This window comes from Proteus sp. G3927, from assembly GCF_963894685.1.
GTDB lineage: Bacteria > Pseudomonadota > Gammaproteobacteria > Enterobacterales > Enterobacteriaceae > Proteus > Proteus mirabilis.
This window is the reverse complement of the sequence record NZ_CAWQGX010000030.1, coordinates 323,251-340,345: the sequence shown is the minus strand read 5'-3', so window position 1 is coordinate 340,345 and position 17,095 is coordinate 323,251. Positions and strand designations below refer to the sequence as shown.

The following is a 17,095-nucleotide window of genomic DNA, read 5'->3' as shown; positions in this document are numbered from 1 at the left end:
ACAGGTGTTTTGTATTTATGGCTTAATTAGTGAGTAATAATTTAGCTCGCCATTGATTTAATTTTATTTCACAAGCCAGCAATACTTCATCAGCACCATTGCCCCCCATCATTAAAGCAGATTGACGTTGGCATTCACTACTTCTAAAAAGAATAAACTGCTCTTGTGAACTGACTAATGCATCAATAGCACTTTTAGCCGCGATAGAGTCACTATCTTCAAGGTCGCCTTTGCTTTTATTATAGATAACATTCAACTGCTCTTCAGATAATCTCAGTTCATCTAATAGACAAGCTTTAATGGTTGTTTGGCTTGCATCTGTTGACAACTCATAACATTTGGTCAGGGGATCGTGATTTACTTGAGCAAAGGAGGAAAAAGAGATCAAACTCATTGTGAGTAAACTGTAAGAAATTAAAAGCGTACCTATCTTCACGTTGGCTCCCAATAATAAATTTTTTACTAAATTTGACTGTCAAATATAAGGTATTAAAGAATTAACACCACATCTATTAGTGCGAAAACACAAATTTAGGATATGTCGCATTAAGTGTAGAAAATAAATCTTAATAAGAAGTAAAACTATAATTAATAAGTCTTTAAATCTATCTATTTTATTAGTATTTTTTATAAAAAAAGGTGTTTTAATAATAATCTTAGTAAGCGTTATATTTATCTATTGAGAGGATAATATACAAAAAATCAGGTTTAGTGTTTTTTCTCGATTTAAGTCAATTTTTTTTGATCCTCCGAAGTTCTATTTTTAGCAATAGAAGCAAAAAAATAGACTTTTTTTACTTGATGTCAATAGCAAAACAAAGCGTTTTGCAGTAATCTCATCGCTGATTTTTTGCTACTTTCTCCCTTTAAAACCTCTGGTGGTATGACAAATATGTTGTATAAATTTACCCCCATTATTCTGCTGATAATTTCCAATATCTTTATGACTTTTGCTTGGTATGGCCATTTAAAATACGGTAACAAGCCGTTAATTATAGTGATCTTACTCAGTTGGTTAATCGCTTTTGTTGAATACTGTTTTGCAGTTCCTGCAAACCGTATCGGCCACAACTATTACAGCGCAGCCGAATTAAAAACCATTCAAGAAGTCATCACACTAACCATTTTTGCTGTTTTTTCGGTGACTTATTTAGGTGAAAGTTTCACACTTAACCACTTTATCGGTTTTATTTTAATTGGTGCGGGTGCGTTATTTATTTTTAAGGGGCCATTTTAAAGAATAAAAAATAGTTGCTGATAAAATAAATGAAAATTTTCAAAACCTCATTTCGAAATGAGGTTTTTTGTTTTGTAGAGTCCCGCATCAGTCGAACAAAAAACAATCAAAATAATTGATTGCAATTATTAAGTACTAACCAGTAATTCATAGCAAGATTAAGTTATATCATTCAATAAATTACCACATCCCATATTATGCACTGCATTAGTAGAAATTTGACTACAAAAAGCAAATATTGCTCTTGAAAAAATATTTTCATTCAGCGCATAATAGCTAGCTAAGAGAGGCATTGTTTCTCTTTCTTTCTTTGTTGCTTCTCTTAAGTGAAAACGATTTTCAAAAACTTCTTATATTACTTTAAGGTCAGATAAAACGGTATCTGGTATGAGCAAACATTCTAACGATTTTATTTATATGCAGGATAATCCCTGTATGCATTGTGGTGCATGTTGCGCCTATTTTAGAGTCTCTTTCTATTGGGCTGAAATGAAAAGTGGTGGTGGTGTTGTTCCTGACGAATTTACCGAACCCTTAACCCCTTTTCTATCATGTATGAAAGGAACTAATGAGAAACAACCACGCTGTGAAAAATTGATTGGTGAAGTTGGTGAATGCGTGAGTTGTGCAATTTATGAACAGAGACCATCCCCTTGCCGTGAGTTTGAACAATCTTGGGCTAATGGCGTAAAAAATGAAGCTTGCGATCGGGCAAGAGCCGCTTTTGGGCTTCCTCCTCTTCCTAATATTTCTCTACCGCATTCTGCGTAGAACATCAGAGGGGCTAGCCCCTCCTGAGTCTCTTTGATCACAATTTTGCACTTCTTTGCATAAAATAAAGAATTTTCACCAAAAATAGCATTATAAAATAATAGGTTAGTTTGACTTTATTTATAAATCATCTAGTATAGAGAGTAATCAATTAATAATGTGTATTTAGTGAGGTTTTTTATTTAAAAATAGCAATAAATTAGGAGGTCACTATGATCAGTAGCTCATTTTTCATTCTTTTCCTTTCCCTTATTTGTTCCGTTGCCGTTGTCAGTATGTTACTCGGTGGCTTAGAGGACTAATTATGAATATTTCTGATGAAAATATTCTCCCCCAGAAATAGACGCCCATACCAAAATAATTATTTTTAGTATGGGCGTCTATTAATATTATATTAATTAACTTTCTTTTTATTTTGCTATTACTCGTTATTAGTAAATATTTTTATATTCTATTTAAATCTAATTTTAATAACTGTAATGACCGGTTATTTTCCACGAAAATAAAACATCTTCAGCGACTTGTCCAAAACCAATATTATGCATCACTAAATAGCGCTGATTATCACTGCTTTTCTTGTCTATGACGAGACCAATATGAGGACGCCCATTATCTAAGCGCCAGCTAACAATATCACCAGGCAAGTAGTCTGACGCCTCTTTGCTAATAGGTTTCACCTTTCCCTTACGCGAGAAAAAAACTTCCAAATTGGGTACTCTGCGGTGATCAATATTAGTATCAGGTCGACTAAGTCCCCAGATACGCTTACTAGGGTAAAGTGCAAAATTGGCTTTGATATCTTCATGTAACAATTTTTGTAAATCAATGCCAATTCCTCGGTAACTACGAATAATCACATCACTACACACCCCATAATGAGCAGGCACATCACCATTAGGATAATTAATTTTACGGTAGGCTGGATCATAAATAACGGCTCTAGGTAGATCCGTTGCATAAGCCACCAGCTGTTTATTTTGTGTCGGTGTTATCGCTTGGGAAACAGAAATGGGTAAGATAATCAGAGAGAGAAAGCTAAATATGAATATTTTCAAAGAATTATTTCCATGTTGTATCAATCGATGATAATTAAAATCATCTTTATTTAATGACTTTATCATTTGCTAAATAGTGGGGTAAAAATATGAGAAGGATCTTAATTAACCATGACGCATCAATAAAAAAAACCGAGTTACTCTTAAAAGCAACTCGGTTGATATCAAAGAATGAAAGTGTTTAACGCAATTAGTTAAGCACAATATGGCTTTTGCGTCGTAAACTGGCAAATAACATATATACAGCTGTCGCTAATAACACGACAAAGAAAAAGTTCATAATGCCGTTACTTGCTTGTGACATAAACATACCTGCGCCTAATGGCCCCATTGCTGAACCCACGCTGTAACTTAATAACATCACCTGAGTAATTGCCACAATATAGCTCGCATTAACATGATCACAAGCTAATGTGATAGCAATAGGATAAAGTGCAAAAGATGACATTCCTAATAAAGCTAATGCAATAATTAACACCACATAGTCATTAGACAGATAAGTCATGCCCATCGCAAATACCCCAACTAAGCACATCATGGCTAATAATAGGGTTTTACTCATCATCACCGACAATTTGCTAATAATAGGCTGAACAACCATACCACCTAAAATAATTGCTGCCATCAACACCCCAATTTGGTCGGTGTTAAATTGTCCTTGATTTAAAGCCAATGGCATCATGCCATAAATACTCCCCATCACAACGCCAGAAACCATACAGCCTACTAAAGAAGCTTTATTCAGCCGGCTAATCTGTTTAAGTGACAAACTTTTATGCTCGTGGCATTGGGGTTGTCCTTGTTTAAAAAACAAAGGAGGTAACACTGCAATTAATAGCAATGCCAATACCGCGATAAAAGGAATTGCCCCTTGCGTACCAATGGCACCAATAGCAAGCTGACCTAATGTTGTGCCACCATAAAGTGATGTCATATAAAAGCCCAAGCGTTTAGCTCGCTCTTTAGGATTATCACCAATTAATAACCATGATTCGACTACAACAAAGATACCCGCAACCGCCATACCACCGAAAAAGCGAGATACTAGCCATACCGATAAATAAGGTAACAGTGGCAAAATACTCACGGTGAATGCTAACAACAATAAAAACAGCACAAAAGAGAGCCTATGCCCTATTTTTGCAATAATAGGTTCGATCATCACTGAACCTATAAGTAATCCAATAAAGTAAATGCTTGCTAACCAGCTAGCATAAAAAGTATCAATACCAAAACTATCCATAGATAGTGGAATTAAACTCATTAAATAGCCTGATGCGATAGCAAATACCGTTAAACCCGCGACAGGTACTAATGTACTGTCACCTTTGCGTACCAAAGTAGTGTTCTGTTTCACTACCCTCGTCTCCACAATCAAAACGGTTAATCATGCGCTGTTTTCTCGAAGCCAGACATTGGCACTCCTTTCATCTAGAAAAGATGAAAGCAATAGTGATGAAAACAGTGGGTGGCGTCCCTAAGTTAGGGGTGCGTGAATATAGCTCGTTACTAAAAATAAATAAAATTATAAAATCTAATGCTAGCGAGTAATTTTATTTATCCTATCCGTTATTATCGTCCTTTCACGGTAAAAAAGTAGTCCTTGGCGCAAATTATTTTTTAAAATTGAGAATAATCTATAGTCTTTGTAATAACAGCGCACAGAGCAGAATAGCGGCTATTTTATTAAATAAAACAGCCGTTAATAACAACGCTTATTCTGTACTTTGTTCTAAAGCGGTTTTGATTGCATCAGGGATTGAACTGCCATGTCCTTTACCCGTAAAGAGGTAAAATTGGCATGTTTTGCCGGCATCAGTAAGATAATCACAGAGTTGTCGAGGAGTAAGCCAGCTACTACGCGTTTGATAGCGCAAGCGTTGCTCTTCGCTCATTTGAGAAAAATCAGGGATTTCTTCTAATTCACCTAATGTAATGGTCACCGCAACATTATTGGGGATCTGTTGCCATTTATCTTGAGTGACCCACTCACCTTTTCCCCACCAAAGAGATGGGCTAGCGGCAATATAACGTTGAAAAGCGTCTGGATGGTTAAATAATACATATAGCGTAAACACGCCACCAAAGGAGTGTCCAAATAGTGATTGCTCAGTAATAGTGATGTTTTCTTGCGCCATCTGTGCTAGTACATAGGGTTTTAATTGGCTTACCATAAACTGATAAAACTGTTCAACATTACCGCCTTTGGCAAAGGCTTCGCCATGTACTCTTGGGGTATAGTCGTGAGTTCTTTCCGCTATAAAATAGGCCTTTTCACCTACATAGCCTAGGCTTGCAATAACAGGCAATGGCTTTTTCGCTTGCGCTAGTGCTTCATTCACAATAAGTGGAAATTGTGCATTTGCATCAACACTATACAGCACTGTTGTCTTAGGCGTATTTTTGGGGATCGCAAGAAAAAAGCGATACTGCTTTCCTTGATGCTCAACCTCTTTTTCCATAATGTGATAATAGGTTGATACTTGTGGTGTGAGTTGAGGAACTTGTTGATTAGGTCTTGCTTGCACAATAGAAGATAACATTATCATTCCACATAACATTAGTATTCTCATCAATCAGATACTCTGTAAGTTATTATCAAATGATGGCAGTAAGCCCCATAATAAATGAGGCTTACCTTTACTGGGATAGATTAAAAACTATATTTGATATTTGCCCAATAACGACGGCCTTCATCAACGACCCAGTTTCCCCCTTTATCGTTGACCGCAGGACCTGTTTCATCGGTAATATTCAATACGGCTAAATTTAGCATGGTATTTTTATTAAAGTTATAGGTCATTCCTAAATCAAAGGTTGTATAACCACTACGATAACGAGCGCCAGTATAACCATTTCGTTGAGCCGCCCAAATTTGCTTACCAGTATAGGCAGTATTGGCATAGAAACTGGTAGCTTCATCGTATTGCCAATCAACACGCGCATTGGCGCTATGTTTTGGTGTCATATCCAATGGATAACCTTTTAATGATTCACCAGAGCCTAATTTTTCGTCATCACTTTTACGCTTAGAGTTGATATAAGTGTAATTAGCACTTACTCGCCAGTTATCAGCGACAGGGAATGCAACCGCGGTTTCAATCCCTTTAATATTAGCTTTACCCACATTATCATATTGGTACAGTTTTAATCCGGTAATAGGATCGATTTCACCCGTATCGTAGTTGGTAAGCTTATCTTTAAATTCTGTATTAAAGAAGGTCACATTGGCGGTAAAACCATCACCATTATCATAACCAACACCAATTTCTTGGCTAACCGAAGTTTCAGGTTTTAAGTCACGATTACCATACATAATCGCTCGCCCTTTTTCCGTTGATGTACCATATTGAGGGCTAATTTCTCGTAAACTCGGGGCTTTAAAGGCCTTAGCAATCCCCCCTTTTATGGTAAATTCGTCGGTTAAATGGTAAACCGCATATGCTCTTGGGTTCCAGTGCTTACCATAGTATTCATGATCATCAAGACGTATTCCCCCAGTTAGGGCTAAATTATCAGTGACACTAAATTCATCTTCTAAAAATAACGCTTTTTGATCAGCGGTGATCGTAGATTGTTTGACCTCTTTACCGCCGACTGAAGATTCGTCTTTTAAACGTGCATATTGGTATTGACCACCAAAAGTCATCACATTATCAGGAAGGAATGCGGTAAATTTAGCATCGAAAACAGTATTAGTGATTTCAGGGCGGCGATCTTCATAATATTTGTAGCTATTTCCTGTCGCTTTATCTACACCTTCCGTCTTTTGAACACGCTTGGTTTGCTCTTGATAAACACTTAACTCAGAGTGCAAAATATCAAACTGATTTTTATAAGTTAATGCCCAATGGTTACGGTCATTATTCGTTTCTAGCATTTTGTTTTTATCAAGACGTCCACCACGATTGGTAAATTCGCTCATCGATTTACCCGGTGTTGTCGTGCGTTGTAGCGAATTGCGTCCAGCTTCTAATAAAATGGTTTGGTTATCTGTAGGAGTAAAAGCTAATTTGGCCGTAATATTTTTATTATCGTTACGCCCTTGCCCATACGTAATTTTATCTTCTGCACGTAAGTAGCTACTACCATAAAGTTGTAAACCTAATTTATCTTCAATTAATGGGCCTGAAAGATAAAAATCACCATTGATAGAATCTCCCGCGTCACGGTTATGTTGCAATGTTCCCCCCATGGAAACTGCACCATGCCACTCTTTAGTAACAGGCTTAGTAATAATATTAATCACACCGCCCATCGCATCTGAGCCATAGAGTGATGACATTGGCCCACGTATTACCTCGATCCGTTCAATGGCATCCGCAGGAGGAATAAATCCACCTTCATATCCACCACTCCCATTAGGGCGTGATTCACGACTATTTTGACGTCTGCCATCAACCAAAATCAGTGTGTATTCTCCGGGTAAGCCACGAATAGTAATTTCTTGTTTATTTGCATTACCATTCACACTGACGCCTTCAACCCCTTTTACGGCATCAGCAAGATCGTGTATCGGTTTTTTCTCTAATTGTTCTTTGTTGATTACCGTAATGCTAGCGGGTGCATCTGTTTGTTGCTGTGCAAACCCTGAGGCTGATACAACTAATCGTTCTACTTTATCTTCTTGTGCATGTAGTGAATAAGAAGTCATTAAAATACAGGCTGTTAAAGCACTTATTTTAAATTTCATAACAAATCCCTGAAGTCAAATAATGGTTATAGTAATGAGAATGATTAATATTATCTTAATCAATTGACTGTGAGAATAATTTTCTTTTGCAATTTAGTGATATTTTTTAATCTGCATCAAAGCAATTTAGAGCAACAAAGATAAGAAGATTTGAATAGGCATTGAAGTGACAAAAAAAGCAGAGCTATTGGCTCTGCTTTTTTTTGTAATACATTGATAAATAAAATTAATTACTAATTACCAAAATACAGCATAAAGCACACAGAGGATGATCATAATGATATAAGAAGCAATATTGAACCCACTTTGGGTTTTAAATGTTGCATCAGTTAATACAATCGCCCCTACGCTATCATCACTTTTCGTTGAGGTTAAGCTGACCAAACCAATAACAACCGCGGTGAAAATAAAGGTATACATCATTTGGTCAAGGAATGGCATTCCTAGTGGCATTAATTTTAGGAATAAAGCAAAAGGAATTGAGAGTACAACCCCTATAATTGCCCCTTTGGCATTAGTTTTCTTCCAAAATAGTCCTAACAAGAATACAGCTAAGATACCAGGACTCACTAAACCTGTGTACTCTTGGATATATTGGAATGCCTGATCAATGCCCCCTAACAGTGGCGCAATAAAGCAAGCAATAATCAATGCAATCACCGCACTAATACGTCCCACATTAACTAAGCGGGTTTCTGAGGATTTTGGCCCAATATATTCTTTATAAATATCCATCGTGAAAATAGTCGCGATAGAGTTAAGCATGGAAGCTAAAGAAGAAACGATAGCTGCTGCCAGTGCTGCAAACACAACCCCTTTAGCCCCAATAGGTAAGAATTGTGTTAACCAAGGATAGGCTTTATCCGCTTGCGCTAAGGTTGGGATATGCTCCTGTGCCATTGTTCCTAATCCTGCCATCAGCGTAGGATCGGTTGTGATAACAAAAGCTGCGATCCCCGGCACAACAACTAAAATAGGCACAATCAGTTTTAAGAAAGCGGCAAACACTAAACCTTTTTGCGCTTCATTAATAGATTTAGCAGCTAAAGCACGCTGAATAATGTATTGGTTAAAGCCCCAGTAATAGAGGTTAGCAACCCATAGCCCACCGATTAGCACAGCAATTCCTGGCAAATTCATAAATTGTGGGTTTTCTTTTGCTAAGATCATTTTAAAGTGATCTGGCGCGGCGGCTGTCATCTTACTTAAGCCTTCCATTATTCCGCCATCACCACCGATATAGCTAACAGCAAGTACGGTGGTGAAAAGTCCACCGAGGATCAGGAAGAAAACTTGTACAACATCCGTCCATGCAACCGCTGAAAGTCCACCGTAAAGCGAGTAGATAACCGCAAATAGTGCCAGACCAATAATGGCATACATCATCGGCACACCAAGAATGGTTTCTAACGCCAATGATCCTAAATACAATACAGATGTTAAGTTAACGAAAATAAAGAGTGCTAACCAGAATACGGCGAGGATCGTCTTTAAATTACGACTTTTAAAACGATTCTCAACAAATTCAGGAATGGTATAAATGCCTTTTTCAATAAAAATAGGTAAAAAGTATTTAGCAACAATGATTAACGTCAATGCTGCCATCCATTCATAAGATGCAATAGCAAGACCTATCGAAAATCCTGAGCCAGACATACCAATGAATTGCTCAGCTGAGATATTAGCAGCAATAAGAGAAGAACCAATCGCCCACCAAGGCAGTGTTTTACCCGCGAGGAAGTAATCCTTTGTTCCTTTTTTAGCTCCATCTTTTGAACGAGAAACCCATAATCCAAGGCTAATAATAATGATGACATAGAGGGCAAAGATTGCATAATCTATTGTGCTTAATCCAACACCTTCTGTATGCATAATATTTTCCTTTCAGACCCATAGAGAGAAGAGAATATTAATGTAAACGTTTCCACTTGCTTTTTCCGTTACTCCGTTCACAATTTTATCGCCTATGTTAAAAATCGGATCGATAAAGCACATAACAAACGATTACCTTAACTAATAAATCAACAAAATTCGCTGATTTCACTTTATGCTCTTTTAATTGAGAAAAAAGTCATCGCTAAAAATAAACAAAACAGAGAGAGTTTGATAACGATTACAAGAAATAACCAGGTAATAATAAGAATATTTTTAAGCGATAAAACAGATAAAAAAGGCGCTTAAACAAACTGTTATAAACTTCTGAGCCTAGCATCAGAAGTTTGTAACATGTTTAAAGTATAATGGATGATTAAGAAAGATGGCTTAAATTATAAACGGAGTTGCGCTGAACCAGAGTGGGTGAGTAAATACGCTGCTTTTGGGTTAGGACTTCCCCTTGAGAAAGCTTTAACGCTAATGTTGCTGCTTGCTCTGCCATCATATGTATCGGATAACGTACCGTGGTTAGTCGAGGATGAATATAACGAGCGATAAGTACATCATCAAAGCCAATCACTGAAATTTTTTCAGGAACAGGGATCTCATTTTCATCAAGCACCGATAATGCCCCAGCAGCCATAAAGTCGTTATAGGTGACCACTGCTGTAAAATCTATCGACTTGGTTAATAGACGCATCATCGCTTGCTCTCCCCCTTCGCCTTCTGGCTCGCCATATTCAACATAGCTTTCAGGCAAACTAATATTATAAGCCGCTAAAGCAGCTTTATATCCCGCAAGCCTTTGGCTGGTATCTTCAATATGGTGAGTGGATGAGATATAGGCGATTTGAGTATGGCCTTGGCGAATAAGGTGTTCGGTAGCAATCCATGCCCCTTTATAGTTATCTAAGGCGACACAACGTTCCGCAATTTCTGGGATAAAACGGTTAATTAATACCATGCTATTAACTTCATTGGCATAAGCTAACAACTCTTCATCAGAAAGTGCCTTAGAGTGGATCACTAAACCATCACAGCGGCTGTTGATCAAGAGTTCAATAGATTGGCGTTCATCTTGCGCATCATGGTAACCATTACACACCAGAATATGTTTTCCCGCTTTTCTGGCGATATTATCGACCGCTTTGACCAAGGTCCCAAAAAAGGGATCGGATACGTCATGCACCAAAACACCTAATGTTTGGGTACTTTGACTGACCAGCGCTCGCGCAGCAGCATTGGGGCGATAACCTAATTTTTGCATTGCCGAATTGACAATCTCTATCGATGCTCGGCTCGCTTTTGGTGAGTTATTAATGACCCGAGATACCGTAGCAACAGAAACACCCGCTTCTTTTGCCACATCCTTGATAGTTGCCATATCCACCTCATAAATAACTCTTATTCTGCATTAAAAACCTTGTGTCATTAATCGATGGCTAAGAAAAAGAGTAAGTTATAAAACAAGTGGCATGATTATCAGTGAAGATAAGAAATTTAAAAAGTAAAATGATCAAATAAACAGTAAAAAAGGAAAGCGTTTACACTTTCCTTTATCTATTACTGATAAAATTTATATATTGTTTGGCTATGCCACGGAGTATTTGCAGCTAAAATACCTTGGTTCTCACCCCATTCAGGATGATTCGGCCCATCAGGAAAATATTGTGTCTCTAAAGCCAGCCCCGAATAATTACCATAACGACGAGTTTTTCCTTTACTCTGTGCCAAAAAATTTCCTGTATAAAACTGTATAGAAGGCATGGTAGTAAAAACATCCATTTTAAGCTCACCTTCAGGGGCAATAACTGTGGCAATCGATGCTTTATCTGCTATTTTTTGTTTGTCTAAAATAAACGCATGATCATAGCCATTAGCGGCTTTTTGACATTCATCTCGCATAAAATCGATGCCAATACGTTTTAATTGACGAAAATCGAACCCCGTCCCAGTCACATCGACAATTTCCCCTGTAGGAATATTACCCGCGCCATTTTTTAAGTAGTGAGAAGCGTGGATAACTAAATCATGTTCAAGAGCCGTTCGCTGAGTATGCTCCCCAGCTAAATTAAAATAGGCATGATTAGTTAAACTCAGCGCTGTCGTTTTATCACTAATAGCCTGATAATTAATATGAACTTCATTATCATCCGTTAATGTATATGTCACACTGGCTTCGACGGTACCGGGAAATCCTTGTTCGCCATCTGCAGATAGCAAGCTTAAAGTGACCGACTGTGTGGATTGCGCCACAATAGTCCAGCGACGATGGCTAAAATTTTGTTTACCACCATGTAGCGTATTGTTGCCTTCATTAGCAACAAGGCGATACTCAGTTCCGGCGATGGTGAATTTAGCCCCTGCAATACGATTAGCAAAACGCCCTACCGTTGCGCCAAAATAGGCCGTTTGCTGTTGATGGGCTTTCATATCTGCAGATCCTAAAAGCACATCGCGACGATAGCCATTCACAGGGACAATACAACTTAGCCATGTCGCACCAATATCCATAATGGAGATAGACATACCAAAACGGTTTGTCAAAATCACGACTTGAGCAGGCAAACCATCAAAAGCGGCTTGTGTGGTCATCTGTTCAGGCTTAAAAAAACGGTTTTCATTTAATGCCATTAGTTATCTCCAGATAGCCCGCCCCTTGGCTTGCAGAGCAGACATAAATAGTTTCTTTTAAACCTGTTTGGTTTTTATATTGGGCTTCAACTGCTTGTGTCACTTTTGCGACTAAATCAGGAGTCACCAGCGCCACCACACAGCCCCCAAAACCTCCGCCAGTCATTCTAACGCCACCTTGCGAACCAATCACTGATTTAACAATTTCTACCAGTGTATCCACTTCGTTAACGGTTATTTCAAAGTCATCACGCATAGAGATATGTGATTGTGCCATCAATTCACTAAGTTTAGTAAGATCGCCTTGTTTTAACGCCTCAGCCGCTTGTAAAGTACGCTCATTTTCGGTGATCACATGACGAGCACGTCGATACACTTTATCATCCATCAGCGTTTTTTTCGCTTGCAATTGCGCTAAGGTCGCATCTCGTAATGCAGTAACATTTAATATTTTTGCCGCTTCCTCACACTGTTGACGACGCGTATTATATTCGCTATCGACTAACCCTCTTTTTTTATTTGAGTTAATGATCATCACTACCGCACTTTCTGGCATTTTTACCGCCGTAGTGGCTAATGAACGACAATCAATTAATAGTGCATGGCTCTCTTCACCACATGCAGAAATAAGCTGATCCATAATACCGCAATTGCATCCAACAAATTGGTTTTCTGCTCTTTGACCGTTAAGGGCAATTTCTTTTTGACTAATAGGAAGTTGATAAAGTGTTTTTACTGTTTGTCCTATAGCCACTTCTAATGCAGCTGAAGAGCTTAAGCCAGCCCCTTGAGGCACATTACCTGTAATGGCAATATCCATACCCTGAAATACATATTTGGCTTGTTGTAAAAAATGAATAACGCCACGAATATAGTTAGCCCACATTTTATTAGGTAAAAACTCAATGGGATGTTCGAGAGAGAATTGATCTTGCGCATTCTGATAATCAACCGCAATCACACGAATAAGATTATCATCTCGTTTGGCGGCAGCAACTACCATTTGATAATCAATGGCACAAGGAAGAACAAAACCATCGTTATAATCAGTATGCTCACCAATCAGATTAACTCTGCCTGGAGCTTGAATAAAATGTGTTGGGGCATAACCAAAAATAGAGGTAAAAGAATGAGTCACATTATTAATCAGTGCCTGCATAATAAATCCTTAACTTAAAATTAAGTAATAACAACCTGTTACATCAATATAATAGTGATGCATCCTAGGCTAGGTAGTGATTTAAAAAGCGTCCGCCATCAACCCGTTAAGCTAATTTTCTTGCTCTTTATAATGGATATCGCTTACTTGGCGTAAATTATAAGCAGCTTGCTCTGGCGTTAAGTCGCGTTGCGATTCAGCCAACATTTCATAACCCACCATAAATTTACGTACTGTCGCAGAGCGTAATAACGGCGGATAATACAGGGCATGTAATTGCCAATGCTCAATGCTTTCGCCCTCTTTAAAAGAAGGTGCAAAATGCCATCCCATTGAATAAGGAAATGAACAATGAAATAGATTATCGTAACGACTGGTTAATTTTTTTATTGCCAAGGCTAAATCATCACGTTGTTCAGCCGTTAATTCACTCATTCTGCGAATATGGCTTTTTGGTAATAGCATGGTTTCATAAGGCCATGATGCCCAATAAGGCACGACAGCTAACCAGTATTTAGTTTCAACCACGGTTCGACTACCGTCTTCAGATTCAGCTTTAACATAATCCATTAATAGATTACGGCCATATTGATTAAAATAGTCTTTTAATTGGCTATCTTTGCGTGCTAATTCATTAGGTAAAAAATCACTCGCCCATATTTGCCCATGAGGATGAGGTTGAGAGCACCCCATTGTTTCACCTTTATTTTCAAATACTTGTACCCATAGATACTCTTTGCTTAGCGCTTCTATTTGGTTATCCCAAGTATCAATGATTTTACGTAGGCTACTAATAGGTAATTCGGGAATAGTTTTACTATGATCGGGGGAAAAACAAACAACACGACTGATCCCTCTCACCGCTTGAGTCTGGAAGAGTGGATTATCGGATACCTCAACACTATATTGGTCTGTCAATAATGCAGAGTGATCGTTATTAAAAACATAAGTGCCTGTGTAATCAGGATTTTTATCACCCGAAACTCGGGTATTCCCTGGGCACAGATAACAATGTGGATCATAAGAGGGAAGTGTCGCTATCTGAGGTTTTTCATCTTTGCCATTCCATGGTCGTTTTGCTCTATGGGGTGAAACTAATATCCACTGCCCAGTCAAAGGGTTATAACGACGATGAGGATGCTCAACGGGATCAAAAATCAGTTTTGACATAATCTTCTCTCTTATTTATTAAAGATTATCTGATAGCGTTTTTATGATCTATTTCAGATAACCGTTAGGATTTTGTGATTGCCAACGCCAAGCATCGGCTGCCATATCATCAATAGAGCGAATGGCTTTCCAGTGTAAGTCTTTTTCTGCTTTGGCAGGACTTGACCAACATTGTGCGATATCTCCCGGGCGACGTGGCTGAATTTCATAAGGGATTGCTTTACCACTGGCTTTACGAAATGCTTCAATCATTTCAATCACACTGGTGCCATTCCCTGTGCCTAGGTTATAGATATGTAACCCTGCTTTTTCTCCTAACGCATTTAAGGCGGCAATATGACCATCAGCTAAATCCATAACATGGATATAGTCACGTACACCAGTACCGTCTTTTGTTGGGTAATCATCACCAAATACCGCGACTTTTTCACGACGACCTATCGCAACTTGCGAGATATAAGGCGTTAAATTATTAGGAATACCCTTAGGATCTTCCCCCATAGTGCCAGATGGATGAGCACCTACTGGATTGAAGTAGCGCAGTAAACTGATAGACCAACTCTCATCTGCAATATAGAGATCAGACAAAATACGCTCGACCATATATTTACTGGTGCCATAAGGATTGGTAGTGCCACCAACAGGTGACTCTTCAGTAATAGGCACAGTTTGAGGATCACCATAAACCGTGGCTGATGAGCTGAAAATAATACTTTTTACGCCCGCATCACGCATACAACGAACTAACACCAAAGTACCGTTAACATTGTTGTCATAGTATTCGATGGGCTTTTCAACAGATTCACCTACCGCTTTTAATCCAGCGAAATGGATCACTGATTGAATAGAGTGCTGAGTAAAAATTGTGGCCAGTCGTTTTTCGTCACGAATATCCCCCTGATAAAACAGTGGGCGTTTTCCTGTTAATGCTTCAATTCGGTTAAGTACCTCTTCATTTGCATTACTGAGGTTATCCAAAATAATAGGCGTCATGCCTGCTTCTAACATTTGCACGCATGTATGACTACCGATATATCCCATTCCACCCGTAACTAAAATTTCCACATTCACCTCTTTTGATTTATTTCAAATGAAAAGCGTCAAGCGGTTTTGTTGATTGCCTCAGAGTTTAACAAGTTCAACAAACTAATTTCGTGATCAAACCGACATTTAGTGTAAACGTTTACACGCTTTTCTTATTCCTTAATTATTTAATAAAAACGACCTAATATAACCGTATTACAGCAAATTATTGTTAATAATCGTTATATAGTTATTTTAGAGAGAACTGCCCTCTTCACCATAAAAGTAAACGATTACATTATACTGAATACTTTAATTATATGATAAAACTGATATTAATTGGTTTTTATCATACCTTATTAACATCCACGCTAATATGCTTTACAGTGAAATTAAGAGTAGCCTCAATAGATGAATTGAAGAGAAGAGAGTGTGATTTATATCTATTAGTTAATACCAATTAGGAGAACGCTATGAAACCCGTTGTAATACTTTATCAACCGCTTCCAGAAAAACTGCAACAAAAATTATCTGCCGTTGCTGAGGTAAAACAGTTTAACGCGCTCTCTCTCGATTGTGCCGATTTTAAAGCCACCCTCGCTCATGCTGAAGGATTGTTAGGCGCCGGCGGTAATATCGATAAACACTTTATTGAAAAAGCGCCAAAACTAAAAGCCGTATCAACGATTTCTGTCGGTTATGATAATGTGGATGTTGCCGCGCTCACTGAACGTCATATCAAATTGATGCATACACCTACGGTATTAACTGATACTGTCGCTGATACAATGATGGCGCTTGTTCTTGCCGTCTCTCGTCGTATTCCTGAACTAGCCGATAATATAAAACAAGGTTTATGGGTAAAAAGTATTACGCCGGATTGGTATGGTACTGATGTTCACCATAAAACCATGGGGATTATTGGTATGGGGCGTATCGGTAAAGCATTAGCACAACGCGCCCACTTCGGTTTTGATATGGATATTATTTACCATTCTCGTACTGAATATAACGATGTTAACCAGCATTTTAATGCTAAATTTTGTTCCCTAGAGATGCTTTTACAACAAGCCGATTTTGTCTGCATTACTTTACCGCTAACGCCAGAAACTCATCATCTGTTAAGCGCAAAACAGTTTGCATTAATGAAAGCTGACGCCTATTTAATTAATGCCGGACGCGGTGCCGTGGTTGATGAAAAAGCATTAATTAACGCATTAGAGCAGCGACAAATAGCTGGAGCCGGATTAGATGTGTTTGAGCAAGAGCCACTGCCAACCTCTTCACCACTTTTAACCATGAAAAATGTTGTCGCCTTACCCCATATTGGCTCTGCGACTAAAGAGACTCGCTATGCAATGGCTGAATGTGCCGTTGACAATCTGATTGCTGCATTAACCGATAATGTAAAAGAAAACTGTGTTAATTTTTAATTAAGCAAAGAATAAAAACAAAAAGGTAATAAATACAATTTATTA

General features: G+C 38.2%; 14 protein-coding genes. 3 read left to right on the top strand and 11 right to left on the bottom strand.

What is annotated here, in order from left to right:
• Positions 1-22: 22 nt before the first annotated feature.
• On the bottom strand, positions 23-436 hold the full coding sequence (gene umoC / locus AACV00_RS14610; RefSeq protein ID WP_012368164.1) for a flagellar biogenesis regulator UmoC: 414 nt from the start codon (positions 434-436) through the stop codon (positions 23-25).
• Positions 437-892: 456 nt separating this feature from the next.
• Between umoC and AACV00_RS14605 the strand changes: the two genes are divergently transcribed.
• Together AACV00_RS14605 and AACV00_RS14600 are read left to right on the top strand one after the other, a co-directional pair.
• Positions 893-1,237, top strand: coding sequence for a DMT family protein (locus tag AACV00_RS14605; RefSeq protein WP_004248496.1), 345 nt, complete (start codon positions 893-895; stop codon positions 1,235-1,237).
• Positions 1,238-1,624: 387 nt separating this feature from the next.
• Positions 1,625-2,008, top strand: a complete 384-nt coding sequence (locus AACV00_RS14600; protein ID WP_004243972.1) for a YkgJ family cysteine cluster protein — start codon at positions 1,625-1,627, stop codon at positions 2,006-2,008.
• A gap of 467 nt (positions 2,009-2,475) precedes the next feature.
• Here the strand turns inward: AACV00_RS14600 and AACV00_RS14595 are convergent, their stop codons facing one another.
• From AACV00_RS14595 to galE, 10 genes are all read right to left on the bottom strand, one after another.
• Positions 2,476-3,129 (bottom strand): DUF1287 domain-containing protein, encoded by a 654-nt coding sequence (locus AACV00_RS14595; protein ID WP_017627947.1) that lies wholly within the window; start codon positions 3,127-3,129, stop codon positions 2,476-2,478.
• A gap of 124 nt (positions 3,130-3,253) precedes the next feature.
• Positions 3,254-4,420 (bottom strand): MFS transporter, encoded by a 1,167-nt coding sequence (locus AACV00_RS14590; protein WP_004248501.1) that lies wholly within the window; start codon positions 4,418-4,420, stop codon positions 3,254-3,256.
• A 358-nt stretch (positions 4,421-4,778) separates the two neighbouring features.
• Entirely contained in the window at positions 4,779-5,606 is an 828-nt protein-coding gene (locus AACV00_RS14585; RefSeq protein WP_237584951.1) for an alpha/beta hydrolase, read from the bottom strand.
• Positions 5,607-5,716: 110 nt separating this feature from the next.
• Entirely contained in the window at positions 5,717-7,756 is a 2,040-nt protein-coding gene (locus AACV00_RS14580; RefSeq protein ID WP_004243977.1) for an IreA family TonB-dependent siderophore receptor, read from the bottom strand.
• Positions 7,757-7,993: 237 nt separating this feature from the next.
• Complete coding sequence (locus tag AACV00_RS14575; RefSeq protein ID WP_004243978.1) at positions 7,994-9,628, bottom strand: sodium/sugar symporter; 1,635 nt, start codon at positions 9,626-9,628, stop codon at positions 7,994-7,996.
• Positions 9,629-10,004: 376 nt separating this feature from the next.
• Entirely contained in the window at positions 10,005-11,015 is a 1,011-nt protein-coding gene (locus tag AACV00_RS14570; RefSeq protein WP_004243980.1) for a substrate-binding domain-containing protein, read from the bottom strand.
• A gap of 179 nt (positions 11,016-11,194) precedes the next feature.
• Entirely contained in the window at positions 11,195-12,265 is a 1,071-nt protein-coding gene (gene galM, locus AACV00_RS14565; protein WP_012368169.1) for a galactose-1-epimerase, read from the bottom strand.
• Positions 12,252-13,424, bottom strand: a complete 1,173-nt coding sequence (gene galK, locus AACV00_RS14560; RefSeq protein WP_036918763.1) for a galactokinase — start codon at positions 13,422-13,424, stop codon at positions 12,252-12,254. The genes galM and galK overlap by 14 nt, the downstream gene beginning before the upstream one ends.
• Positions 13,425-13,535: 111 nt before the next feature.
• Complete coding sequence (locus tag AACV00_RS14555) at positions 13,536-14,594, bottom strand: UDP-glucose--hexose-1-phosphate uridylyltransferase (protein ID WP_004243985.1); 1,059 nt, start codon at positions 14,592-14,594, stop codon at positions 13,536-13,538.
• 48 nt (positions 14,595-14,642) lie between these two features.
• Positions 14,643-15,659 carry a UDP-glucose 4-epimerase GalE gene (gene galE / locus AACV00_RS14550; protein ID WP_004248507.1) on the bottom strand — a complete coding sequence of 339 codons (1,017 nt, stop codon included), beginning with the start codon at positions 15,657-15,659 and terminating at the stop codon, positions 14,643-14,645.
• Between the two features lie 431 nt (positions 15,660-16,090).
• Here galE and ghrB point away from each other — a divergent pair, with 431 nt between their 5' ends.
• Positions 16,091-17,050, top strand: coding sequence for a glyoxylate/hydroxypyruvate reductase GhrB (ghrB, locus tag AACV00_RS14545; RefSeq protein WP_017827165.1), 960 nt, complete (start codon positions 16,091-16,093; stop codon positions 17,048-17,050).
• Positions 17,051-17,095 lie beyond the last annotated feature (45 nt).

Excerpts from the sequence above, each read along its gene's own strand:
- AACV00_RS14555 (WP_004243985.1), bottom strand. The coding sequence starts at position 14,594 with ATGTCAAAACTGATTTTTGATCCCGTTGAGCATCCTCATCGTCGTTAT.
- galM (WP_012368169.1), bottom strand. The coding sequence starts at position 12,265 with ATGGCATTAAATGAAAACCGTTTTTTTAAGCCTGAACAGATGACCACA.
- AACV00_RS14585 (WP_237584951.1), bottom strand. The coding sequence starts at position 5,606 with ATGTTATCTTCTATTGTGCAAGCAAGACCTAATCAACAAGTTCCTCAA.
- ghrB (WP_017827165.1), top strand. The coding sequence starts at position 16,091 with ATGAAACCCGTTGTAATACTTTATCAACCGCTTCCAGAAAAACTGCAA.
- AACV00_RS14575 (WP_004243978.1), bottom strand. The coding sequence starts at position 9,628 with ATGCATACAGAAGGTGTTGGATTAAGCACAATAGATTATGCAATCTTT.
- AACV00_RS14600 (WP_004243972.1), top strand. The coding sequence starts at position 1,625 with ATGAGCAAACATTCTAACGATTTTATTTATATGCAGGATAATCCCTGT.
- AACV00_RS14595 (WP_017627947.1), bottom strand. The coding sequence starts at position 3,129 with ATGATAAAGTCATTAAATAAAGATGATTTTAATTATCATCGATTGATA.
- galK (WP_036918763.1), bottom strand. The coding sequence starts at position 13,424 with ATGCAGGCACTGATTAATAATGTGACTCATTCTTTTACCTCTATTTTT.
- AACV00_RS14605 (WP_004248496.1), top strand. The coding sequence starts at position 893 with ATGTTGTATAAATTTACCCCCATTATTCTGCTGATAATTTCCAATATC.
- AACV00_RS14570 (WP_004243980.1), bottom strand. The coding sequence starts at position 11,015 with ATGGCAACTATCAAGGATGTGGCAAAAGAAGCGGGTGTTTCTGTTGCT.
- AACV00_RS14580 (WP_004243977.1), bottom strand. The coding sequence starts at position 7,756 with ATGAAATTTAAAATAAGTGCTTTAACAGCCTGTATTTTAATGACTTCT.